The organism is Pseudomonas sp. B5(2017) (assembly GCF_002112825.1).
GTDB classification, from domain to species: domain Bacteria; phylum Pseudomonadota; class Gammaproteobacteria; order Pseudomonadales; family Pseudomonadaceae; genus Aquipseudomonas; species Aquipseudomonas putida_Z.
The window spans coordinates 81,065-97,472 of sequence record NZ_NEIR01000014.1; the positions used below are offsets into that span (position 1 = coordinate 81,065).

Annotated in this window: 20 protein-coding genes; 18 read left to right on the forward strand and 2 right to left on the reverse strand. The window is 61.9% G+C overall.

What is annotated here, in order from left to right; all coding sequences use genetic code 11:
• Positions 1-3 precede the first annotated feature (3 nt).
• Positions 4-1,269 carry an OprD family porin gene (locus CAG00_RS21000; protein WP_025340268.1) on the reverse strand — a complete coding sequence of 422 codons (1,266 nt, stop codon included), beginning with the start codon at positions 1,267-1,269 and terminating at the stop codon, positions 4-6.
• Positions 1,270-1,961: 692 nt separating this feature from the next.
• Here CAG00_RS21000 and CAG00_RS21005 point away from each other — a divergent pair.
• Positions 1,962-2,381 (forward strand): HIT domain-containing protein, encoded by a 420-nt coding sequence (locus CAG00_RS21005; RefSeq protein ID WP_025340267.1) that lies wholly within the window; start codon positions 1,962-1,964, stop codon positions 2,379-2,381.
• A gap of 1 nt (position 2,382) precedes the next feature.
• On the forward strand, positions 2,383-2,589 hold the full coding sequence (locus CAG00_RS21010) for a SlyX family protein (protein WP_025340266.1): 207 nt from the start codon (positions 2,383-2,385) through the stop codon (positions 2,587-2,589).
• A gap of 63 nt (positions 2,590-2,652) precedes the next feature.
• Here the strand turns inward: CAG00_RS21010 and CAG00_RS29210 are convergent, their stop codons facing one another.
• Positions 2,653-3,246, reverse strand: a complete 594-nt coding sequence (locus tag CAG00_RS29210) for a cold shock domain-containing protein (protein WP_025340265.1) — start codon at positions 3,244-3,246, stop codon at positions 2,653-2,655.
• Positions 3,247-3,525: 279 nt separating this feature from the next.
• Between CAG00_RS29210 and CAG00_RS21020 the strand changes: the two genes are divergently transcribed.
• The 16 genes from CAG00_RS21020 to queE all read left to right on the forward strand — a co-directional run bounded on the left by CAG00_RS21020 (position 3,526) and on the right by queE (position 16,407).
• Entirely contained in the window at positions 3,526-3,999 is a 474-nt protein-coding gene (locus tag CAG00_RS21020) for a Dps family protein (protein ID WP_025340264.1), read from the forward strand.
• 239 nt (positions 4,000-4,238) lie between these two features.
• Positions 4,239-4,568, forward strand: a complete 330-nt coding sequence (locus CAG00_RS21025) for a ribbon-helix-helix domain-containing protein (RefSeq protein WP_024087590.1) — start codon at positions 4,239-4,241, stop codon at positions 4,566-4,568.
• 92 nt (positions 4,569-4,660) lie between these two features.
• Positions 4,661-4,882 carry an FmdB family zinc ribbon protein gene (locus CAG00_RS21030; protein WP_003254776.1) on the forward strand — a complete coding sequence of 74 codons (222 nt, stop codon included), beginning with the start codon at positions 4,661-4,663 and terminating at the stop codon, positions 4,880-4,882.
• Between the two features lie 95 nt (positions 4,883-4,977).
• Complete coding sequence (aspS, locus tag CAG00_RS21035; protein WP_025340263.1) at positions 4,978-6,753, forward strand: aspartate--tRNA ligase; 1,776 nt, start codon at positions 4,978-4,980, stop codon at positions 6,751-6,753.
• A 114-nt stretch (positions 6,754-6,867) separates the two neighbouring features.
• Entirely contained in the window at positions 6,868-7,614 is a 747-nt protein-coding gene (locus CAG00_RS21040) for a YebC/PmpR family DNA-binding transcriptional regulator (protein WP_013973810.1), read from the forward strand.
• Between the two features lie 185 nt (positions 7,615-7,799).
• A complete protein-coding gene (gene ruvC / locus CAG00_RS21045; protein ID WP_004375291.1) occupies positions 7,800-8,324 on the forward strand; it encodes a crossover junction endodeoxyribonuclease RuvC in 525 nt (174 codons plus the stop codon).
• Between the two features lie 109 nt (positions 8,325-8,433).
• On the forward strand, positions 8,434-9,051 hold the full coding sequence (gene ruvA, locus CAG00_RS21050; RefSeq protein ID WP_015271473.1) for a Holliday junction branch migration protein RuvA: 618 nt from the start codon (positions 8,434-8,436) through the stop codon (positions 9,049-9,051).
• Positions 9,048-10,094 carry a Holliday junction branch migration DNA helicase RuvB gene (gene ruvB / locus CAG00_RS21055; protein ID WP_085618006.1) on the forward strand — a complete coding sequence of 349 codons (1,047 nt, stop codon included), beginning with the start codon at positions 9,048-9,050 and terminating at the stop codon, positions 10,092-10,094. Before ruvA ends, ruvB begins: the two co-directional genes overlap by 4 nt.
• Positions 10,095-10,219: 125 nt before the next feature.
• Entirely contained in the window at positions 10,220-10,672 is a 453-nt protein-coding gene (gene ybgC, locus CAG00_RS21060) for a tol-pal system-associated acyl-CoA thioesterase (RefSeq protein ID WP_085665254.1), read from the forward strand.
• Between the two features lie 2 nt (positions 10,673-10,674).
• Positions 10,675-11,370, forward strand: coding sequence for a protein TolQ (gene tolQ, locus CAG00_RS21065; RefSeq protein ID WP_015271471.1), 696 nt, complete (start codon positions 10,675-10,677; stop codon positions 11,368-11,370).
• A 14-nt stretch (positions 11,371-11,384) separates the two neighbouring features.
• Positions 11,385-11,837, forward strand: a complete 453-nt coding sequence (gene tolR / locus CAG00_RS21070; RefSeq protein ID WP_003254760.1) for a protein TolR — start codon at positions 11,385-11,387, stop codon at positions 11,835-11,837.
• Positions 11,837-12,934 carry a cell envelope integrity protein TolA gene (tolA, locus tag CAG00_RS21075; RefSeq protein WP_038408274.1) on the forward strand — a complete coding sequence of 366 codons (1,098 nt, stop codon included), beginning with the start codon at positions 11,837-11,839 and terminating at the stop codon, positions 12,932-12,934. The genes tolR and tolA overlap by 1 nt, the downstream gene beginning before the upstream one ends.
• Positions 12,935-12,960: 26 nt before the next feature.
• A complete protein-coding gene (gene tolB, locus CAG00_RS21080) occupies positions 12,961-14,232 on the forward strand; it encodes a Tol-Pal system beta propeller repeat protein TolB (protein WP_038408273.1) in 1,272 nt (423 codons plus the stop codon).
• 53 nt (positions 14,233-14,285) lie between these two features.
• Positions 14,286-14,786 carry a peptidoglycan-associated lipoprotein Pal gene (pal, locus tag CAG00_RS21085; protein ID WP_003254755.1) on the forward strand — a complete coding sequence of 167 codons (501 nt, stop codon included), beginning with the start codon at positions 14,286-14,288 and terminating at the stop codon, positions 14,784-14,786.
• Between the two features lie 6 nt (positions 14,787-14,792).
• Complete coding sequence (gene ybgF / locus CAG00_RS21090; RefSeq protein WP_004375252.1) at positions 14,793-15,599, forward strand: tol-pal system protein YbgF; 807 nt, start codon at positions 14,793-14,795, stop codon at positions 15,597-15,599.
• Between the two features lie 160 nt (positions 15,600-15,759).
• A complete protein-coding gene (gene queE, locus CAG00_RS21095) occupies positions 15,760-16,407 on the forward strand; it encodes a 7-carboxy-7-deazaguanine synthase QueE (protein ID WP_015271468.1) in 648 nt (215 codons plus the stop codon).
• Position 16,408: the final 1 nt, after the last annotated feature.

Genomic DNA, 16,408 nt, shown 5'->3' on the forward strand with positions numbered 1-16,408 from the left:
GGCTTACAGGATGCTCAGCGGGTACTCCACGATCAGGCGCAGTTCGTCGATCGATGGGGAATCGTAGTAGGTGCCATCGGAAGAACGGTAGGTGGCTTGACGCACGCGGAAGCTCAGGTCTTTCGCCGGGCCGCTCTGCAGCACGTACTTGATATCTACGTCGCGTTCCCATTCCTTGCCGTTGCTGGTGCCGGTGACGTTGGCATCGGTACCGCGTACATAACGGGTCATGAAGGTCAGGCCCGGGATGCCGTATTCAGCAAAGTTCAGGTCGTAGCGAGCCTGCCAGGATTTCTCGTCTTCGGCGTTGAAGTCGGAACGGGCCACGGAGTTGGCCAGGAAGATGGTGCCGCCACCGTCGATGCCATAGCCATAGTCGCCGTCGCCGGTGACTTTCTGGTAGGCCAGGGTGAAGGTGTGAGCGCCGATGTTGTAGGCGCCCGACAGGCTGAATGCGCGGTTGTCCAGCTTGTCGCCATCGAATGCGCGGTACTCGGCCGAGCCTTCGCTCTTGGTGTCATAGATGTTGAAGTCGAACACCAGGCCTTGTTTGTCCGAGATCGGCAGAGCCCAGTTGACGTTGGCGTAGTATTTGCGCCAGTAGTCTTCAACCTTCGAGTAGTACAGGCTGGTGCTGAGGTTGTCGGTGAACGCGTAGGTACCACCTACCACGTTGGCTTCCTTCAGGCGGAAGCTGTCGCGGTTGGTCTGCTCCTGTGCGGTCAGGCTGGTGAAATGACCAGCGTGCAGGGTCAAGCCCTCGATCTCGTTGCTGGTGATCAGGGTGCCCTGGGCGATTTCCGGCAGCAGGCGGCTGTCGTCAGTGGCGAAGACCGGCAGAGCGGTGAACTGGTCACCCACTTTCAGTACGGTGTCGGAGATGCGGAATTTAACCGCGCCGCCGGCCTTGGAGTAGTCATCCTGCGAACGGCCGTCGGAGCCGGTCGGGAACAGGCCGGTACCGGCGCGGCCCTTGCCGCTGTCCAGTTTCAGGCCGAGCATGCCGATGGCATCCACACCCACACCAACGGTGCCCTGGGTGAAGCCGGACTCGAAGGTGCCGAGGAAGCCCAGGCCGGTTTCTTCGCGACGGCTCTGGCCGCCTTCGTTGTTACGGAAGTCACGGCTGAAGTACAGCATGCGGGTCTTGACGTTCAGCTTGCTGTCTTCGATGAAACCTTTGGACTCGTCCTGGGAAGAGGCCAATGCCAACTGCGAGGTCCCTGCCGCAACGGCCAGGGCGATCATGCTCCACTTCATCACGCGCATCGTGATTTGCTCCTTTGGTTTTTAGGAAGAGTACCGCTGCGTCCAAGTGTTTTAGTTATATGGGGCAGCTCTTTCTTGTTATGTCGGCGAAAATGTATAGCACGCTGACTGTTGTTGGCGATATGGGTATAAACATCCTTTTCGGAACTTTTTCACCATGTCGCTTTTAAGTATTTCCATGTCGCAAATCACGCCCCGGTTTAAGGGCCGTACAACACCAGCGCTGTTTCTTTCACCGTAACGAACCTGTAACTACCGATTCCGGTTGGGGAAACTCCCTGGTAACCAATGCCGCTGTTGTTATTTGTCGCGTACACCTGTCGATGCAGATGTCGTGCCGACTTGGCGTGAAAGGAATGCAACAAGCGTGCTCAAAATTCGCAACGCTTCATGAAATTTTCACAAAACCTGCTACCGGGGGTCGGAAAGTACCGTAAACACGGGGCGGGAGCCGCCTGACGGGGTGTCACGGTCAAGAATCATTAAAATTTGAAAAGCTGTCATGAAAGTCAATGTGTTACCGCAACTTGTTCATGCAGCGTCACCTTTGGGGTGGCAAGTGTGGTGCGAGGCGTACGGGTGGCCTCATTTTGGTGCGAAAAGTAGCGCTGTGTTACCGGGAACGTGCAGGGTATCCTTGCAGGCCTGTTTTCCGCGTGACGCGGGTTGGTTCTGCCTGAAGGAGATTTGCCGTGTTCGTCCTCGATTCGCGTTTGCAGCAGGATTCGCTGGTGCTGGGGGAGTTTGCGCTGTGCCAGTTGCTGCTGAGCAAGGATGCCAACTATCCATGGTTCATCCTGGTGCCCAAGCGCGCCGGTATCAGCGAACTGTTCGAGCTCGATGCTGCGGAGCAGCAGCAGTTGTGGCAGGAAACCACCAGCCTGGCCGAAGCGCTGAAAGCCAGCTACAGCGCCGACAAGATGAACGTGGCCACCCTGGGCAATGTGGTCAGCCAGTTGCACATGCACGTGATCGTGCGCCAGCGCGACGACGCCGCCTGGCCGGCACCGGTGTGGGGCAAGTGCCCGGCGGTGGCCTACACCGACGACCAGGTGCAAGCCATTCGTCAGCGCCTGCGCGGGCTGCAGCTCGCCGGCTACCAGGAGGCCTGACATGTCGCTTGAATCGCGAGTGGTCGAACTGGAAACACGCCAGGCGTTCCAGGATGACACCATCCAGGCGCTGAATGACGTGGTGGTCGAGCAGGGGCGGGTGATCGAGCGGCTGCAGTTGCAGATGGCCGAGCTGATCAAGCGTTACGAAGAGATGGTTGGCCAGTACGGCAGCGAAGGGGACGAGGCGCCACCGCCTCATTATTGATACCTGGACCCCTGCAGGAGCGGGCATGCCCGCTCCTGCAGGGAGTGGTTTCGACAAGTTGGATCAGCGGCGGGTTACCGCAACCACATCCTCGGCCTGCAGGCCCTTGTCGCGGTGCATCACGGAAAACTCCACGCGCTGGCCTTCCACCAGGATGCGGTGGCCTTCGCCGCGAATGGCGCGAAAGTGCACGAAGATATCATCGCCCGAGTCGCGGGAGATGAAGCCGAAGCCTTTGGACGTGTTGAACCACTTCACGGTACCGGTATCACGATTGCCGGCATCCTGCGCCGCGTGCTGGCTGGCGCGTGCCTTGCGCGGGATGCGGGCAAAGCCCACGGCCAGGTGCACGGCCACGGCCAGCGCCGCGCAGACCAGTGCGGCCAGGTTGCCCATTTCCGGGCGGGCCAGCAGTGTCAGGGTCTGCAGCACCACGGCCACCACCAGCAGGGCACAGGCCAGGTGCTGCAACTGCTGCCGCGCGCCGCGGTAGTACAGTGGCACGACCGGGGCCAGCACCAGGTTGAGCAGGCCGAGCAGGGCAAGGTAGACCGCGTCGGGTTGTTGCAGGAAGGGTGTCGCATCGGTTTTCAGGCTGGGTATGAGCGATAGCAGCAAGGCTGCCACGCCCGTCACCAGATGGACGATCTTGAACATGGGGTTGGCTCACAGTTGATAAGGCCGATCACAGGAAGAGCTGGCAGCACGGTGCGCATGAGGTGTAGAGCGCGAACACGTGGCAGGCCAGCCTATGCACCCGGCAATGACAATCCGCACGGGTGGCACCATGCCTATTTAACAGTAAAGCCGCAGGCTACTCAAACCGCAGGCCGCGACGGGCGATGTGTTGCGCCATGTCACATGCGGCGTGTACCAAGTGTTGCTACAGTGGTCGGCACCTGCTTGGGTCTCAAGCCTTATGGAAAGGGGAACTTCATGGCAATCGATATCGGTATCAGTGAAGAAGATCGCAAGTCCATCGTCGATGGATTGTCCCGCCTGTTGTCGGATACCTACGTGCTGTATCTGAAAACCCATAACTTCCACTGGAACGTCACCGGTCCGTCGTTCCGCACCCTGCACCTGATGTTCGAAGAGCAGTACAACGAACTGGCGCTGGCGGTCGACTCGATCGCCGAGCGCATTCGCGCTCTGGGCTTTCCGGCGCCGGGGGCTTATGCATTCTATGCGCGGCACTCCTCGATCAAGGAGGAAGAAGGGGTGCCGCCTGCCGACGAGATGATCCGCCAGCTGGTCCAGGGCCAGGAAGCCGTGGTGCGTACCGCGCGCAGCATCTTCCCGGTGGTGGACAAGGTCAGTGACGAGCCGACCGCCGACCTGCTGACCCAGCGCATGCAGGTGCACGAGAAAACCGCCTGGATGCTGCGGGTGCTGCTCGACGGCAAGTAGATACCCAGCGCTGTACCGGCCCTTGTAGGAGCGGCCTTGTGTCGCGATGGGCTGCGCAGCAGCCCCGGCAATTTGTGCAATTGCACTCAAACCCTGGGGCTGCTTCGCAGCCCATCGCGACACAAGGCCGCTCCTACAGGTCCTGCGCAATTTTGTGCGGGAAGATTTTGCCGCTGCTTTAAGCTCGCCCATCAGCGCTTCATAGGCCACCTGGTACCTGTGACGAGGAAGTGTGGCGCATGATGCAAGCAAGCAAACGTGTGGCTGGCCAGGGGCGTTGGCCGGGTAAACAGTGCATCGACCCGTTCAAGGCGGATTTCGACATGTTGCAGACCCAGCCGGTGTCACGCTCGGTGCGGCTCAACGGCTTTTCCACCTGCCTGCGGCTGGAGGCCGTCTACTGGGGCATCCTGGAGCGCATCGCCGCGGCCAACCGCTGCTCGGTCAGCGCGGTGCTGTCCTACGTCGACCGCGAGGTACACCTGCGCCAGGGTGGGGTGCGCAACTTCAGCGGGCTGATCAGGGTGATCTGCGTCGCCTGGCTGCTGGACCCGCCAAGTGTGCGCTGATCGCCTGGCGGGCTGCGCAGTGCTTGCTAACCATATATAATCCCGCTTTTTGCTGCCCCGGCAGCCAGCGTTGTGGTTGACGAGAGACACCCATGCCCCTTTATGACTATCAATGTGCATCCTGCGAGCACCGCATGGAAGTGCTGCAGAAGATCAGCGCCGCGCCGCTGACCGATTGCCCGGCCTGCCAGGCGCCGGCGCTGAAGAAGCTGCTGTCGGTGCCAGGCTTCCGCCTGAGCGGTAACGGTTGGTACGAAACCGACTTCAAGACCGGGGCGAAAAAGAATCTGGCAGGCGGCGACAAGGCCGACTGAGTTGAATGCTGTGACCGGGTCTTGCAGTATTAGCCCTCTGCGGGCGGCCAAGGCCTCCACCGAATACACGAATCACGAGAAGCGAAACCACCATCATGATGCGCAGCCATTATTGCGGCCAACTGAACGAGAGCCTGGACGGCCAGGAAGTCACCCTTTGCGGCTGGGTCCATCGTCGCCGCGACCACGGCGGGGTGATCTTCCTCGACATCCGTGACCGCGAAGGCATGGCCCAGGTCGTGTTCGACCCGGATCGCGCCGAAACCTTCGCCGCTGCCGACCGCGTGCGCAGCGAATACGTCGTGCAGATCACCGGCAAGGTCCGCAAGCGCCCTGAAGGTGCGGTGAATGCCAACATGGCTTCCGGCGCCATCGAGATCCTCGGCTACCAGCTGAACGTGCTCAACGAAGCGGAAACCCCGCCGTTCCCGCTGAACGAGTACTCCGACGTCGGCGAGGAAACCCGCCTGCGCTACCGTTTCATCGATCTGCGTCGCCCGGAAATGGCCGACAAGCTGCGCCTGCGTTCGCGCATCACCAGCAGCATCCGTCGCTTCCTCGACGAGAACGGCTTCCTCGACGTCGAGACGCCGATCCTGACCCGTGCCACCCCGGAAGGCGCCCGTGACTACCTGGTGCCTAGCCGTACCCACGCCGGTAGCTTCTTCGCCCTGCCGCAGTCGCCGCAGTTGTTCAAGCAGCTGTTGATGGTCGCCGGCTTCGACCGCTACTACCAGATCGCCAAGTGCTTCCGTGACGAAGACCTGCGTGCCGACCGCCAGCCGGAATTCACCCAGATCGACATCGAAACCAGCTTCCTCGATGAAAGCGAGATCATGGGCCTGACCGAAAGCATGATCCGCAAGCTGTTCAAGGAAGTGCTGGACCTGGAATTCGGCGAATTCCCCCACATGACCTTCGAAGAGGCCATGCGCCGCTACGGCTCCGACAAGCCGGACCTGCGTATTCCGCTGGAACTGGTCGACGTCGCCGACCAGCTCAAGGACGTCGACTTCAAGGTGTTCGCCGGCCCGGCCAACGATCCGAAGTGCCGCGTTACCGCCCTGCGCCTGCCAGGCGGCGCCAGCATGCCGCGCAGCAAGATCGACGAGTACACCAAGTTCGTCGGCATCTACGGTGCCAAGGGCCTGGCCTACATCAAGGTCAACGAGCGCGCCAAGGGCGTCGAAGGCCTGCAGTCGCCGATCGTCAAGAACATCCCCGAGGCCAACCTCAACACCATCCTCGACCGCGTTGGCGCCGTTGACGGCGACATCGTGTTCTTCGGTGCCGACAAGTTCAAGGTGGTCAGCGAAGCCCTGGGCGCGCTGCGTATCCGCCTGGGCCACGACTTCGAGCTGCTGACCTGCGAGTGGGCACCGATGTGGGTGGTCGACTTCCCGATGTTCGAAGAGAACGAAGACGGCAGCTTCACCGCGCTGCACCACCCGTTCACCGCGCCGAAGTGCACCCCGGAAGAGCTCGAGGCCAACCCGGCCGTGGCCCTGTCCCGTGCCTACGACATGGTCCTGAACGGTACCGAGCTGGGTGGTGGTTCGATCCGTATCCACCGTAAAGAGATGCAGCAGGCCGTGTTCCGCCTGCTGGGCATCGAGGCGGCAGAACAGGAAGAGAAGTTCGGCTTCCTGCTCGACGCCCTGAAGTTCGGTGCACCGCCTCACGGTGGTCTGGCCTTCGGTCTGGACCGCCTGGTCATGCTGATGACCGGCGCCCAGTCGATCCGTGAAGTGATCGCCTTCCCGAAAACCCAGAGCGCCGCGTGCGTCATGACCCAGGCCCCTGGCATGGTCGACGCCAAGGCCCTGCGCGAGCTGCACATCCGACTGCGCGAACAGACCAAGGTCGAGTAAGCAGTCCCCGGGCGCATCCACATGGATGCGCCTTTGCGTTTCGGCGCAGGCAATTTCCCGTCCCGCCCCGTACAGGGGCGGGGCTGTTTGTGATTCAAAGGATTCGGAGTCGTTATGGCTGGTCATTCCAAGTGGGCGAACATCAAGCACCGCAAAGAGCGCCAGGATGCCAAGAGAGGCAAGATCTTCACCAAGTGGATCCGCGAACTGACGGTCGCTGCCAAGCAGGGTGGTGCTGACCCGGCATCCAACCCGCGCCTGCGTTTGGCGCTGGACAAGGCCCTGGGCGCCAACATGAGCCGCGACATCATCGATCGTGCCGTGGCCCGTGGCGCCGGCACCAACGAAAGCGACAACGTCGAAGAGCTCAGCTACGAAGGTTACGGCCCGGGTGGCGTGGCGATCATGGTCGAGGCCATGACCGACAACCGCAACCGTACCGCCGCTGCCGTGCGTCATGCCTTCACCAAGTGTGGTGGCAACCTGGGCACCGACGGTTCGGTGGCCTACCTGTTCGAGCGCAAGGGGCAGATCAGCTTTGCCCCGGGCGTGGAAGAAGACGCGCTGATGGAAGCGGCGATGGAAGCCGATGCCGATGACGTGGTGGCCAACGACGACGGCTCGTTCGACGTGTTCACCTCGTTCAACAGCTTCTACGCCGTGCGCAATGCCCTGGAAGAGGCGGGCTTCAAGGCCGCTGACGCGGAAATCGTCATGCAGCCGACCACCAGCGCCGAACTCGACCAGGACGGTGCCGAGAAAGTACTCAAGCTGATCGACATGCTCGAAGACCTGGATGACGTGCAGAACGTCTACTCCAATGCCCAGATTTCCGATGAGATCATGGAAAACCTCGGCTAAGGTGTCCTGGCGATCCATGCCAGTTCTTCAAGTTTGTCAGCGCCTGTACCGGCCCTTTCGCGGGTAAACCCGCTCCCACAGGTACTGCACCACATTCAGAGTCGGTGCAGTACCTGTGGGAGCGGGTTTACCCGCGAAAGGGCCGGTACAGTTTGCAGAGATGCATCAATTTTTCGACAGGCACTATGACTCTGATTCTTGGTATCGACCCCGGCTCGCGCATCACCGGCTATGGCGTGGTACGCCAGACCGCCCGTGGTTGCGAGTACGTGGCGTCGGGCTGCATCCGCACCGGCAGCGGCGAGCTGCACGAGCGGTTGCAGATCGTTTTTCGTGGCGTGGGTGAAATCATCGCCCAGCACGGCCCGGTAACCATGGGCATCGAACGGGTGTTCATGGCTCGTAACGCCGACTCGGCGCTCAAGCTCGGCCAGGCCCGTGGCGCGGCCATCGTCGCCGCCGCCGAAGCCGGCCTGGAAATCGCCGAATACAGCGCCACCCAGGTCAAGCAGGCGGTAGCCGGTACCGGTGGGGCCAACAAGGAGCAGGTGATGATGATGGTCATGCACCTGCTGAAACTGACGCAAAAGCCGCAGATCGACGCCTCCGACGCCCTGGCCATCGCCCTGTGCCACGCCCATACCCGTTCCAGCCTGGTGCCGCATGGCCTGGCCACGGCACGGCGACGCGGCGGGCGCTTGCGTCTGTAGGCGCTTCATGCGCTGATACACATTTTGTTCGGGTGATGCGTTCACCCGCTGCATTTGCTGATAGGGTTGAGCGGTCTTTGACCGGCTCCCCGAGAGGAAGGATCGGAACGTGATTGGACGTTTGCGCGGAACCCTGGCGGAAAAACAGCCGCCGCACCTGATTATCGACGTCAATGGCGTAGGTTACGAACTGGAAGTTCCCATGACCACGCTGTACCGTCTGCCCAAGGTGGGCGAGCCCGTAACCGTGCACACCCACCTGGTGGTGCGCGAGGATGCTCACCTGCTCTACGGTTTTGCCGAAAAGCGTGAGCGCGAGCTGTTCCGCGAACTCATCCGCCTGAATGGCGTAGGGCCGAAGCTGGCCCTGGCGCTGATGTCCGGGCTGGAAGTGGACGAGCTGGTGCGCTGCGTGCAGGCTCAGGACACCTCGGCCCTGGTGCGCGTGCCCGGTGTTGGCAAGAAGACTGCCGAACGCCTGCTGGTCGAGCTCAAGGACCGCTTCAAGGCTTGGGAAACGTCCCCGGCCATGTTCACCCTGGTCTCCGACGGGCCGCTGCCGGTCGCCAGCGCATCCACGGCCGAAGCCGATGCCGTCAGCGCCCTGGTTTCGCTGGGCTACAAGCCGCAGGAAGCAAGCAAGGCGATCGCCGCGATCAAGGACAAGGCCGGCCTGAGCAGTGAGGAACTGATCCGCCGCAGCCTGAAAGGGATGATTACCAAGTGATCGAAGCCGACCGCCTGATCGCCGCCAGTGGCCGCGACCGTGAAGAAGTCCAGGACCGTGCGATCCGCCCGCTGCGGCTGGATGAGTACATCGGCCAGCCGGTGGTGCGCGAGCAGATGGCGCTGTTCATCCAGGCCGCCCGTGGCCGCAGCGAGTCGCTCGACCATACGCTGATCTTCGGTCCGCCCGGCCTGGGCAAGACCACCTTGGCCAACATCATCGCCCAGGAAATGGGCGTGTCGGTCAAGAGCACCTCGGGGCCCATCCTCGAGCGCCCGGGCGACCTCGCGGCCATGCTGACCAACCTCGAACCGCACGATGTGCTGTTCATCGACGAGATCCACCGGTTGTCACCGGTCGTCGAAGAGGTGCTGTACCCGGCGATGGAGGACTTCCAGCTCGACATCATGATCGGCGAAGGGCCAGCGGCCCGTTCGATCAAGCTCGACCTGCCGCCGTTCACCCTGGTCGGTGCCACCACCCGTGCCGGCATGCTCACCAACCCGCTGCGCGACCGTTTCGGTATCGTCCAGCGCCTGGAGTTCTACAGCGACAAGGACCTGGCCACCATCGTCAGCCGTTCGGCCGGCATCCTCGGCCTGGCCATCGAAGACCTGGGTGCCTACGAGATCGCCCGCCGCGCCCGCGGCACGCCACGTATCGCCAACCGCCTGCTGCGCCGCGTGCGCGACTACGCCGAAGTGCGCGGCAAGGGCCAGATCACCAAGGCCGTGGCCGACATGGCGCTCAACCTGCTGGACGTCGACGAGCGCGGTTTCGACCACTCCGACCGCCGCCTGCTGCTGACCATGATCGAGAAGTTCGACGGTGGCCCGGTCGGCGTGGACAACCTGGCCGCGGCCATCAGTGAAGAGCGCCACACCATCGAGGACGTGCTCGAGCCGTACCTGATCCAGCAAGGCTACATCATGCGCACGCCGCGCGGCCGCGTGGTCACCCGGCATGCCTACCTGCACTTTGGCTTGAACGTGCCCGGGCGCCTGGGGGAGGGTGGGGATTTTTCCGAAACGGGCGATGAGTGACAGATCGAAAACGGCTTTTCGTGGGCCTACCGCTGGCATGCCGAGGGTGCGCTGGCAATAAGACATTAATGAAGAAAAAACAGTTGCCACAGCGGATTGGCAAGCTGAGGAGTAAGCACTAGAGTATGCGCGCGCAAAATGGCCTGGAACCGTTCGAACACCGTTGTCGCGTCTATTACGAAGATACCGATGCCGGTGGCGTGGTGTATTACGTCAATTACCTGAAATTCATGGAGCGCGCGCGTACCGAGCGGCTGCGGCACCTGGGCTTTTCCCAGGCGCAGCTGGCCGAAGACAACCTGCTGTTCGTGGTCCACTCCAGCGAAGCGCGCTATCACGCGCCGGCGCGGCTGGACGACGAGCTGCGGGTTACCGCGCAAGTACTTGAACTCAATCGCGCCAGCCTGCGCTTCGTGCAGCAGGTCTGGCGGGAAAAGGATGAAACGCTGCTCTGCGAAGGGCAGTTCCTGGTGGCCGCCGTGCGCGCCGACACTTTCAAACCCCGAGCCATACCCCCGGAGTTGCGTGACGCCTTTGCGGCGGACGGCTCGGGTACTCAATCGAATGCAGGAGAATAAGCGTGGAAGCTAACGTCGTCGACCATACCTCCATGTGGAGTCTGGTCAGCAATGCCAGTGTGCTGGTACAGCTGGTAATGCTGACCCTGGTGGCCGCCTCGGTCACCTCATGGGTCATGATCTTCCAGCGCAGCACCATGCTGCGCGCCGGTCGTCGTGCGCTGGATGCCTTCGAGGAGCGCTTCTGGTCGGGCATCGACCTGTCCAAGCTGTACCGTCAGGCAGGCAGCAACCCAGACCCGGATTCCGGTGTCGAGCAGGTCTTCCGTGCCGGCTTCAAGGAATTCTCGCGCCTGCGCCAGCAGCCGGGCGTTGACCCGGACGCGGTCATGGAGGGTGTTGCCCGTGCCATGCGCGTAGCCATCTCGCGCGAGGAAGAAAAACTCGAGCAGAGCCTGCCGTTCCTGGCCACCGTCGGTTCGACCAGCCCGTACATCGGCCTGTTCGGTACCGTATGGGGCATCATGAACTCCTTCCGCGGCCTGGCCAGCGCCCAGCAGGCCACCCTGGCCACGGTTGCCCCGGGTATCGCCGAAGCGCTGATCGCCACCGCCATCGGCCTGTTCGCGGCAATCCCGGCGGTCATCGCCTACAACCGCTTCTCGGCCCGCAGCGAAGTGCTGATCGGCCGTTACTACACCTTCGCCGACGAGTTCCAGGCGATCCTGCACCGCAAAGTGCACACCAGCGAAGAGTAATCAGGTAGAAGCCCATGGCCCGAGTTCGCCACAAACGCAAGCCCGTCGCCGAGATGAACGTGGTGCCCTACATCGACGTGATGCTGGTACTGCTGGTCATCTTCATGGTGACGGCGCCCATGCTCAACCAGGGCGTGAAGGTAGACCTGCCCAAGGTTTCCAGTGAAGCCTTGCCGCAGGACAACAACGTCCAGATCCTCACCATCTCCATCAAGGCCGACAAGACCTACTACTGGAACCTCGGCAGCGAAGTCGATACCGACAAGCAGATGGACAAGGCCATGACCTTGCCTGCCATGACCGACGCGGTGACCAAGATCATTGCCGCCGGCCGTGACCAGGGCAAGCAGACCCAGGTGTTCATTCGTGGCGACAAGGCTGTCGACTATGGCGCGGTCATGGGTGCCATGGGCGGGTTGCAGAAGGCCGGTGTCGGTAACGTTGGCCTGATTACCGAGGCGCCCTGATGCAACAGCGAGAGCCATCCGCCTCGGAAAGCTACTTCTGGCCCAGTATCTGGGCCATCGGCCTGCATGTGCTGGTGTTCGCCCTGCTGTTCGTCAGTTTTGCCATGACGCCTGAGCTGCCGCCATCCAAGCCGATCGTCCAGGCTACCCTGTACCAGCTCAAGTCCAAGAGCCAGGCGACCACCCAGACCAATCAGAAGATTGCCGGGGAAGCGAAGAAAACCGCTTCGCGCCAGACCGAGGTCGAGCAGCTGGAACAGAAGAAGGTCGAGCAGGAGGCCGTGAAGGCCGCGGAACAAAAGAAAGCCGACGCCGCTCAAAAGGCCGAAGAGGCTCGCGAGGCCGCCGAAGCCAAGAAAGCCGAGGCAGCTGCCGAAGCCGCCGAGGCCAAGAAAGCCGCCGAAGCCAAGAAGGCCGAAGAGGCGAAGAAGGCTGCCGAGAAGCAGCAGGCCGACATCGCCAAGAAGAAGGCCGAGGAAGAAAAGAAAAAAGCCGAAGAAGAGGCCAAGAAAGAGGCCGCTGAAGAGGCGAAGAAACAAGCCGCCGAGGACGCCAAGAAAAAGGCGGCCGAAGAGGCCAAGAAGAAAGCAGCCGAGGACGCCAAGAAGAAAGCGGTAGCCGAGGAAGCGAAGAAGAAGGCAGCTGAAGAGGCCAAGAAAAAGGCCGCTGCAGATGCCCAGAAGAAAAAGGCACAGGAAGCGGCCCGCAAGGCGGCGGAAGACAAGAAAGCCCAGGCCCTGGCCGAGCTGTTGTCCGACACCACCGAACGGCAGCAGGCGCTGGCCGACGAGCAGGGTGACCAGGTGGCCGGCGACTTCGACGACCTGATCCGCATGCGCGCGGCCGAGGGCTGGGCACGTCCGCCTTCCGCGCGCAAGGGCATGACGGTGGTCCTGCAGATCAACATGTTGCCGGACGGTACCATCACCAGCGTCAGCGTGGCCCGGTCCAGTGGTGACGGCCCGTACGACAGCTCGGCGGTGGCAGCAGTGAAGAACATCGGTCGTTTGACCGAGATGCAGGGTATGAAGCCGAGCGATTTCAACCAATATCGTTCGTTCAAGATGACATTTACACCTGAGGATCTAGCGTTGTGATTAAACGTCTGAGAGGACTGCTGGTCATGCTGTGCTGCGTGGCAGGCATGGCCGTGGCAGAGGAAAAGAACATCCTGGTCACCAGCGGCAGCGACCGGGCCACGCCCATCGCGGTAGTGCCGTTCGGTCTGCAGGGCGGCAGCGTGCTGCCGGAAGACATGGCCGACATCATCGGCAACGACCTGCGCAACTCCGGCTACTACTCGCCGATTCCGCGGCAGAACATGATCAGCCAGCCGTCGCAGGCCAGCGAAGTGATCTTCCGTGACTGGAAAGCGCTGGGCGCGCAGTACGTGATGGTCGGCAGCATCGTGCCGTCGGGCGGTCGCCTGCAGGTGCAGTACGCGCTGTTCAACGTCGCCACCGAGCAGCAAGTGCTGACCGGTAGCGTGGCGGGCAGCGTCGACCAGCTGCGTGACATGGCGCACTACATTGCCGACCAGTCGTTCGAGAAGCTCACCGGCATCAAGGGTGCGTTCTCCACCCGCATGCTGTACGTGACGGCCGAGCGCTTCTCCACCAACAACACCCGCTATACCCTGCAGCGTTCGGACTACGACGGCGCACGTGCGGTTACCCTGCTGCAATCGCGTGAACCGATCCTGTCGCCACGCTTTGCTCCGGATGGCAAGCGCATCGCCTATGTTTCGTTCGAGCAGAAGCGCCCGCGCATCTTCGTCCAGCACATCGATACCGGTCGCCGCGAGCAGGTCACCAACTTCGAAGGCCTGAACGGTGCGCCAGCCTGGTCGCCGGACGGCACGCGCCTGGCGTTCGTGCTGTCGAAGGACGGCAACCCGGACATCTACGTGATGAACGTGGCTTCGCGCCAGATCAGCCGTGTCACCGCCGGCCCGGGCATCAACACCGAGCCGTTCTGGGGCAAGGATGGCAACACCCTGTATTTCACCTCCGACCGTGGCGGCAAGCCGCAGATCTACAAGCAGTCGGTCGGTGGCGGTGGTGCCGAGCGTGTAACTTTCGTGGGTAACTACAACGCCAACCCGAAACTGTCGGCGGACGAAAAGACCTTGGTGATGATCCATCGCCAGCAGGGCTTCACCAACTTCAAAGTTGCGGCCCAGGATTTGCAACGCGGAAGTGTAAAGATTCTCTCGGAAACGAGTCTTGATGAGTCTCCCACTGTTGCGCCAAACGGCACCATGCTAATCTACGCCACCCGCCAGCAGGGCCGGGGAGTCTTGATGCTCGTGTCGCTTAATGGCCGCGTGAGGCTCCCACTTCCTACCGCTCAAGGCGAAGTCAGAGAACCGTCCTGGTCCCCTTACCTGAACTGATTGCGGCGTAATACTTTTGCTTAACACACTGGGGTTTCATTAGGAGTTTCACGATGGAAATGCTGAAGTTTGGTAAATTTGCTGCGCTGGCTCTGGCCATGGCCGTAGCTGTAGGTTGCTCCTCGAAGGGCGGTGACAACGCAGGCGAAGGCGCTGCTGTAGATCCGAACGCTGGCTACGGTGCCAACACTGGCGCTGTTGACGGCTCCCTGAGCGAAGAAGCTGCCCTGCGCGCAATCACCACCTTCTACTTCGAATACGACAGCTCGGACCTGAAGCCAGAAGCCATGCGCGCTCTGGACGTTCACGCCAAGGACCTGAAAGCCAACGGCAACCGCGTTGTCCTGGAAGGCAACACCGACGAGCGCGGCACCCGCGAGTACAACATGGCTCTGGGTGAGCGTCGTGCCAAGGCCGTTCAGCGCTACCTGGTTCTGCAGGGCGTTTCCCCTGCTCAGCTGGAACTGGTCTCCTACGGTGAAGAGCGTCCGGTTGCCACTGGCAACGACGAGCAGTCCTGGGCTCAGAACCGTCGCGTAGAACTGCGTAAGTAAGTTCTTATGCGTATGTGCCGCCGTGTAGTAACCGTCCTCGCACTCAGCCTGCCGCTCGCGGCCTGGGCTGAGGTCCCTGTAGTTGATGACAACGCAGGCAGCTATCCGCCTGCGGGTTATGGCACGAGCGGCGCCTATGCCGGGTCAGGGGCTTCGGCCCCTGCCTCTGCACAGGGCCAGCTGTTCATGCAGCTGCAACAGATGCAGGATCAGCTTTCCCGCCAGCAAGGCATCATCGAAGAGCTGCAGAACGATGTGTCGCGCATGAAGCAGGAAAACCTGGAGCGTTACCAGGACCTGGACCGTCGCATCAACAGTGGCGCCGCGCCTGCCGCGACCCCTGACAATTCCTCCGGTGGTGGTGCATCCAATGCCGCCCCCGATGCAGCAGCAGGTGCTGCTGCGCAACAACCGGCCGCCAGTAGCGAGCCCGGTGATCCGGCGAAAGAAAAGCTCTACTACGATGCCGCTTTCGACCTGATCAAGCAGAAAGACTTCGACAAGGCCAGCCAGGCGTTCAACGCCTTCCTGCGCAAGTACCCCAACAGCCAGTACGCCGGCAATGCCCAGTACTGGCTGGGTGAAGTGAACCTGGCCAAGGGCGACCTGCCGGCTGCCAGCCAGGCCTTCGCCCAGGTCAGCCAGAAGTATCCGAAGCACAGCAAGGTGCCGGATTCGCTGTACAAGCTGGCCGACGTCGAGCGCCGCATGGGCCACACCGACAAGGTCAAGGGTATCCTGCAGCAGGTCATCACCCAGTACCCCGGCACCTCGGCCGCGCAACTGGCCCAGCGTGACCTGCAGAAGCTCTAAGTAGTACCGCTTGAAAGAAACCCGCGCCTGTCGCGGGTTTTTTCGTTAGAATCACTGCCCTTTTTTCGTAAACACGCTGCTGCGGATAACGCTATGTCGAGTCCGCGACAGTGCCTGACGGAGGCGGGCAGCCTGTTTAGCTGTCACGCCCGTGGCGAGCATGCAAGACACATTACGCATCACCGAAGTCTTTTACTCCTTGCAGGGTGAAACGCGAACGGCTGGGTTGCCCACGGTATTCGTGCGCCTCACCGGTTGCCCCCTGCGCTGCCAGTACTGTGACAGTGCCTATGCCTTCAGTGGCGGTACCGTACGCACCCTCGATTCGATCCTTGAGCAGGTCGCCGGCTTCAAGCCGCGCTACGTCTGCGTCACCGGTGGCGAGCCATTGGCCCAGCCCAACGCCTTGCCGCTGTTGCAGCGCCTGTGTGACGCCGGTTACGAGGTGTCGCTGGAAACCAGCGGCGCGCTGGATATTGCCGGCACCGACACCCGCGTCAGCCGCGTGGTCGACCTGAAGACCCCTGGCTCCGAAGAGTCGCACCGTAACCGCTACGAGAACATCGAGCAGCTGACCCGCAACGACCAGGTCAAGTTCGTCATCTGTTCCCGCGAGGACTACGACTGGGCGGTCTCCAAGCTGATCCAGTACAACCTGGCCGAGCGTGCCGGCGAAGTGCTGTTCTCGCCCAGCCACCACCAGGTGAACGCCAGCGAGCTGGCGGACTGGATCGTTGCCGACAACCTGCCCGTACGCTTCCAGCTGCAGCTGCACAAGCTGCTGTGGAACGACGAACCCGGACGTTGAT

Coding starts and splice junctions, on each gene's coding strand:
- CAG00_RS21000 (WP_025340268.1), bottom strand. CDS start 1,269: ATGCGCGTGATGAAGTGGAGCATGATCGCCCTGGCCGTTGCGGCAGGG.
- CAG00_RS21010 (WP_025340266.1), top strand. CDS start 2,383: ATGTCGCTTGAATCGCGAGTGGTCGAACTGGAAACACGCCAGGCGTTC.
- CAG00_RS29210 (WP_025340265.1), bottom strand. CDS start 3,246: ATGTTCAAGATCGTCCATCTGGTGACGGGCGTGGCAGCCTTGCTGCTA.
- CAG00_RS21020 (WP_025340264.1), top strand. CDS start 3,526: ATGGCAATCGATATCGGTATCAGTGAAGAAGATCGCAAGTCCATCGTC.
- CAG00_RS21025 (WP_024087590.1), top strand. CDS start 4,239: ATGATGCAAGCAAGCAAACGTGTGGCTGGCCAGGGGCGTTGGCCGGGT.
- CAG00_RS21030 (WP_003254776.1), top strand. CDS start 4,661: ATGCCCCTTTATGACTATCAATGTGCATCCTGCGAGCACCGCATGGAA.
- aspS (WP_025340263.1), top strand. CDS start 4,978: ATGATGCGCAGCCATTATTGCGGCCAACTGAACGAGAGCCTGGACGGC.
- CAG00_RS21040 (WP_013973810.1), top strand. CDS start 6,868: ATGGCTGGTCATTCCAAGTGGGCGAACATCAAGCACCGCAAAGAGCGC.
- ruvC (WP_004375291.1), top strand. CDS start 7,800: ATGACTCTGATTCTTGGTATCGACCCCGGCTCGCGCATCACCGGCTAT.
- ybgC (WP_085665254.1), top strand. CDS start 10,220: ATGCGCGCGCAAAATGGCCTGGAACCGTTCGAACACCGTTGTCGCGTC.
- tolR (WP_003254760.1), top strand. CDS start 11,385: ATGGCCCGAGTTCGCCACAAACGCAAGCCCGTCGCCGAGATGAACGTG.
- tolA (WP_038408274.1), top strand. CDS start 11,837: ATGCAACAGCGAGAGCCATCCGCCTCGGAAAGCTACTTCTGGCCCAGT.
- tolB (WP_038408273.1), top strand. CDS start 12,961: ATGCTGTGCTGCGTGGCAGGCATGGCCGTGGCAGAGGAAAAGAACATC.
- pal (WP_003254755.1), top strand. CDS start 14,286: ATGGAAATGCTGAAGTTTGGTAAATTTGCTGCGCTGGCTCTGGCCATG.
- ybgF (WP_004375252.1), top strand. CDS start 14,793: ATGCGTATGTGCCGCCGTGTAGTAACCGTCCTCGCACTCAGCCTGCCG.
- queE (WP_015271468.1), top strand. CDS start 15,760: ATGCAAGACACATTACGCATCACCGAAGTCTTTTACTCCTTGCAGGGT.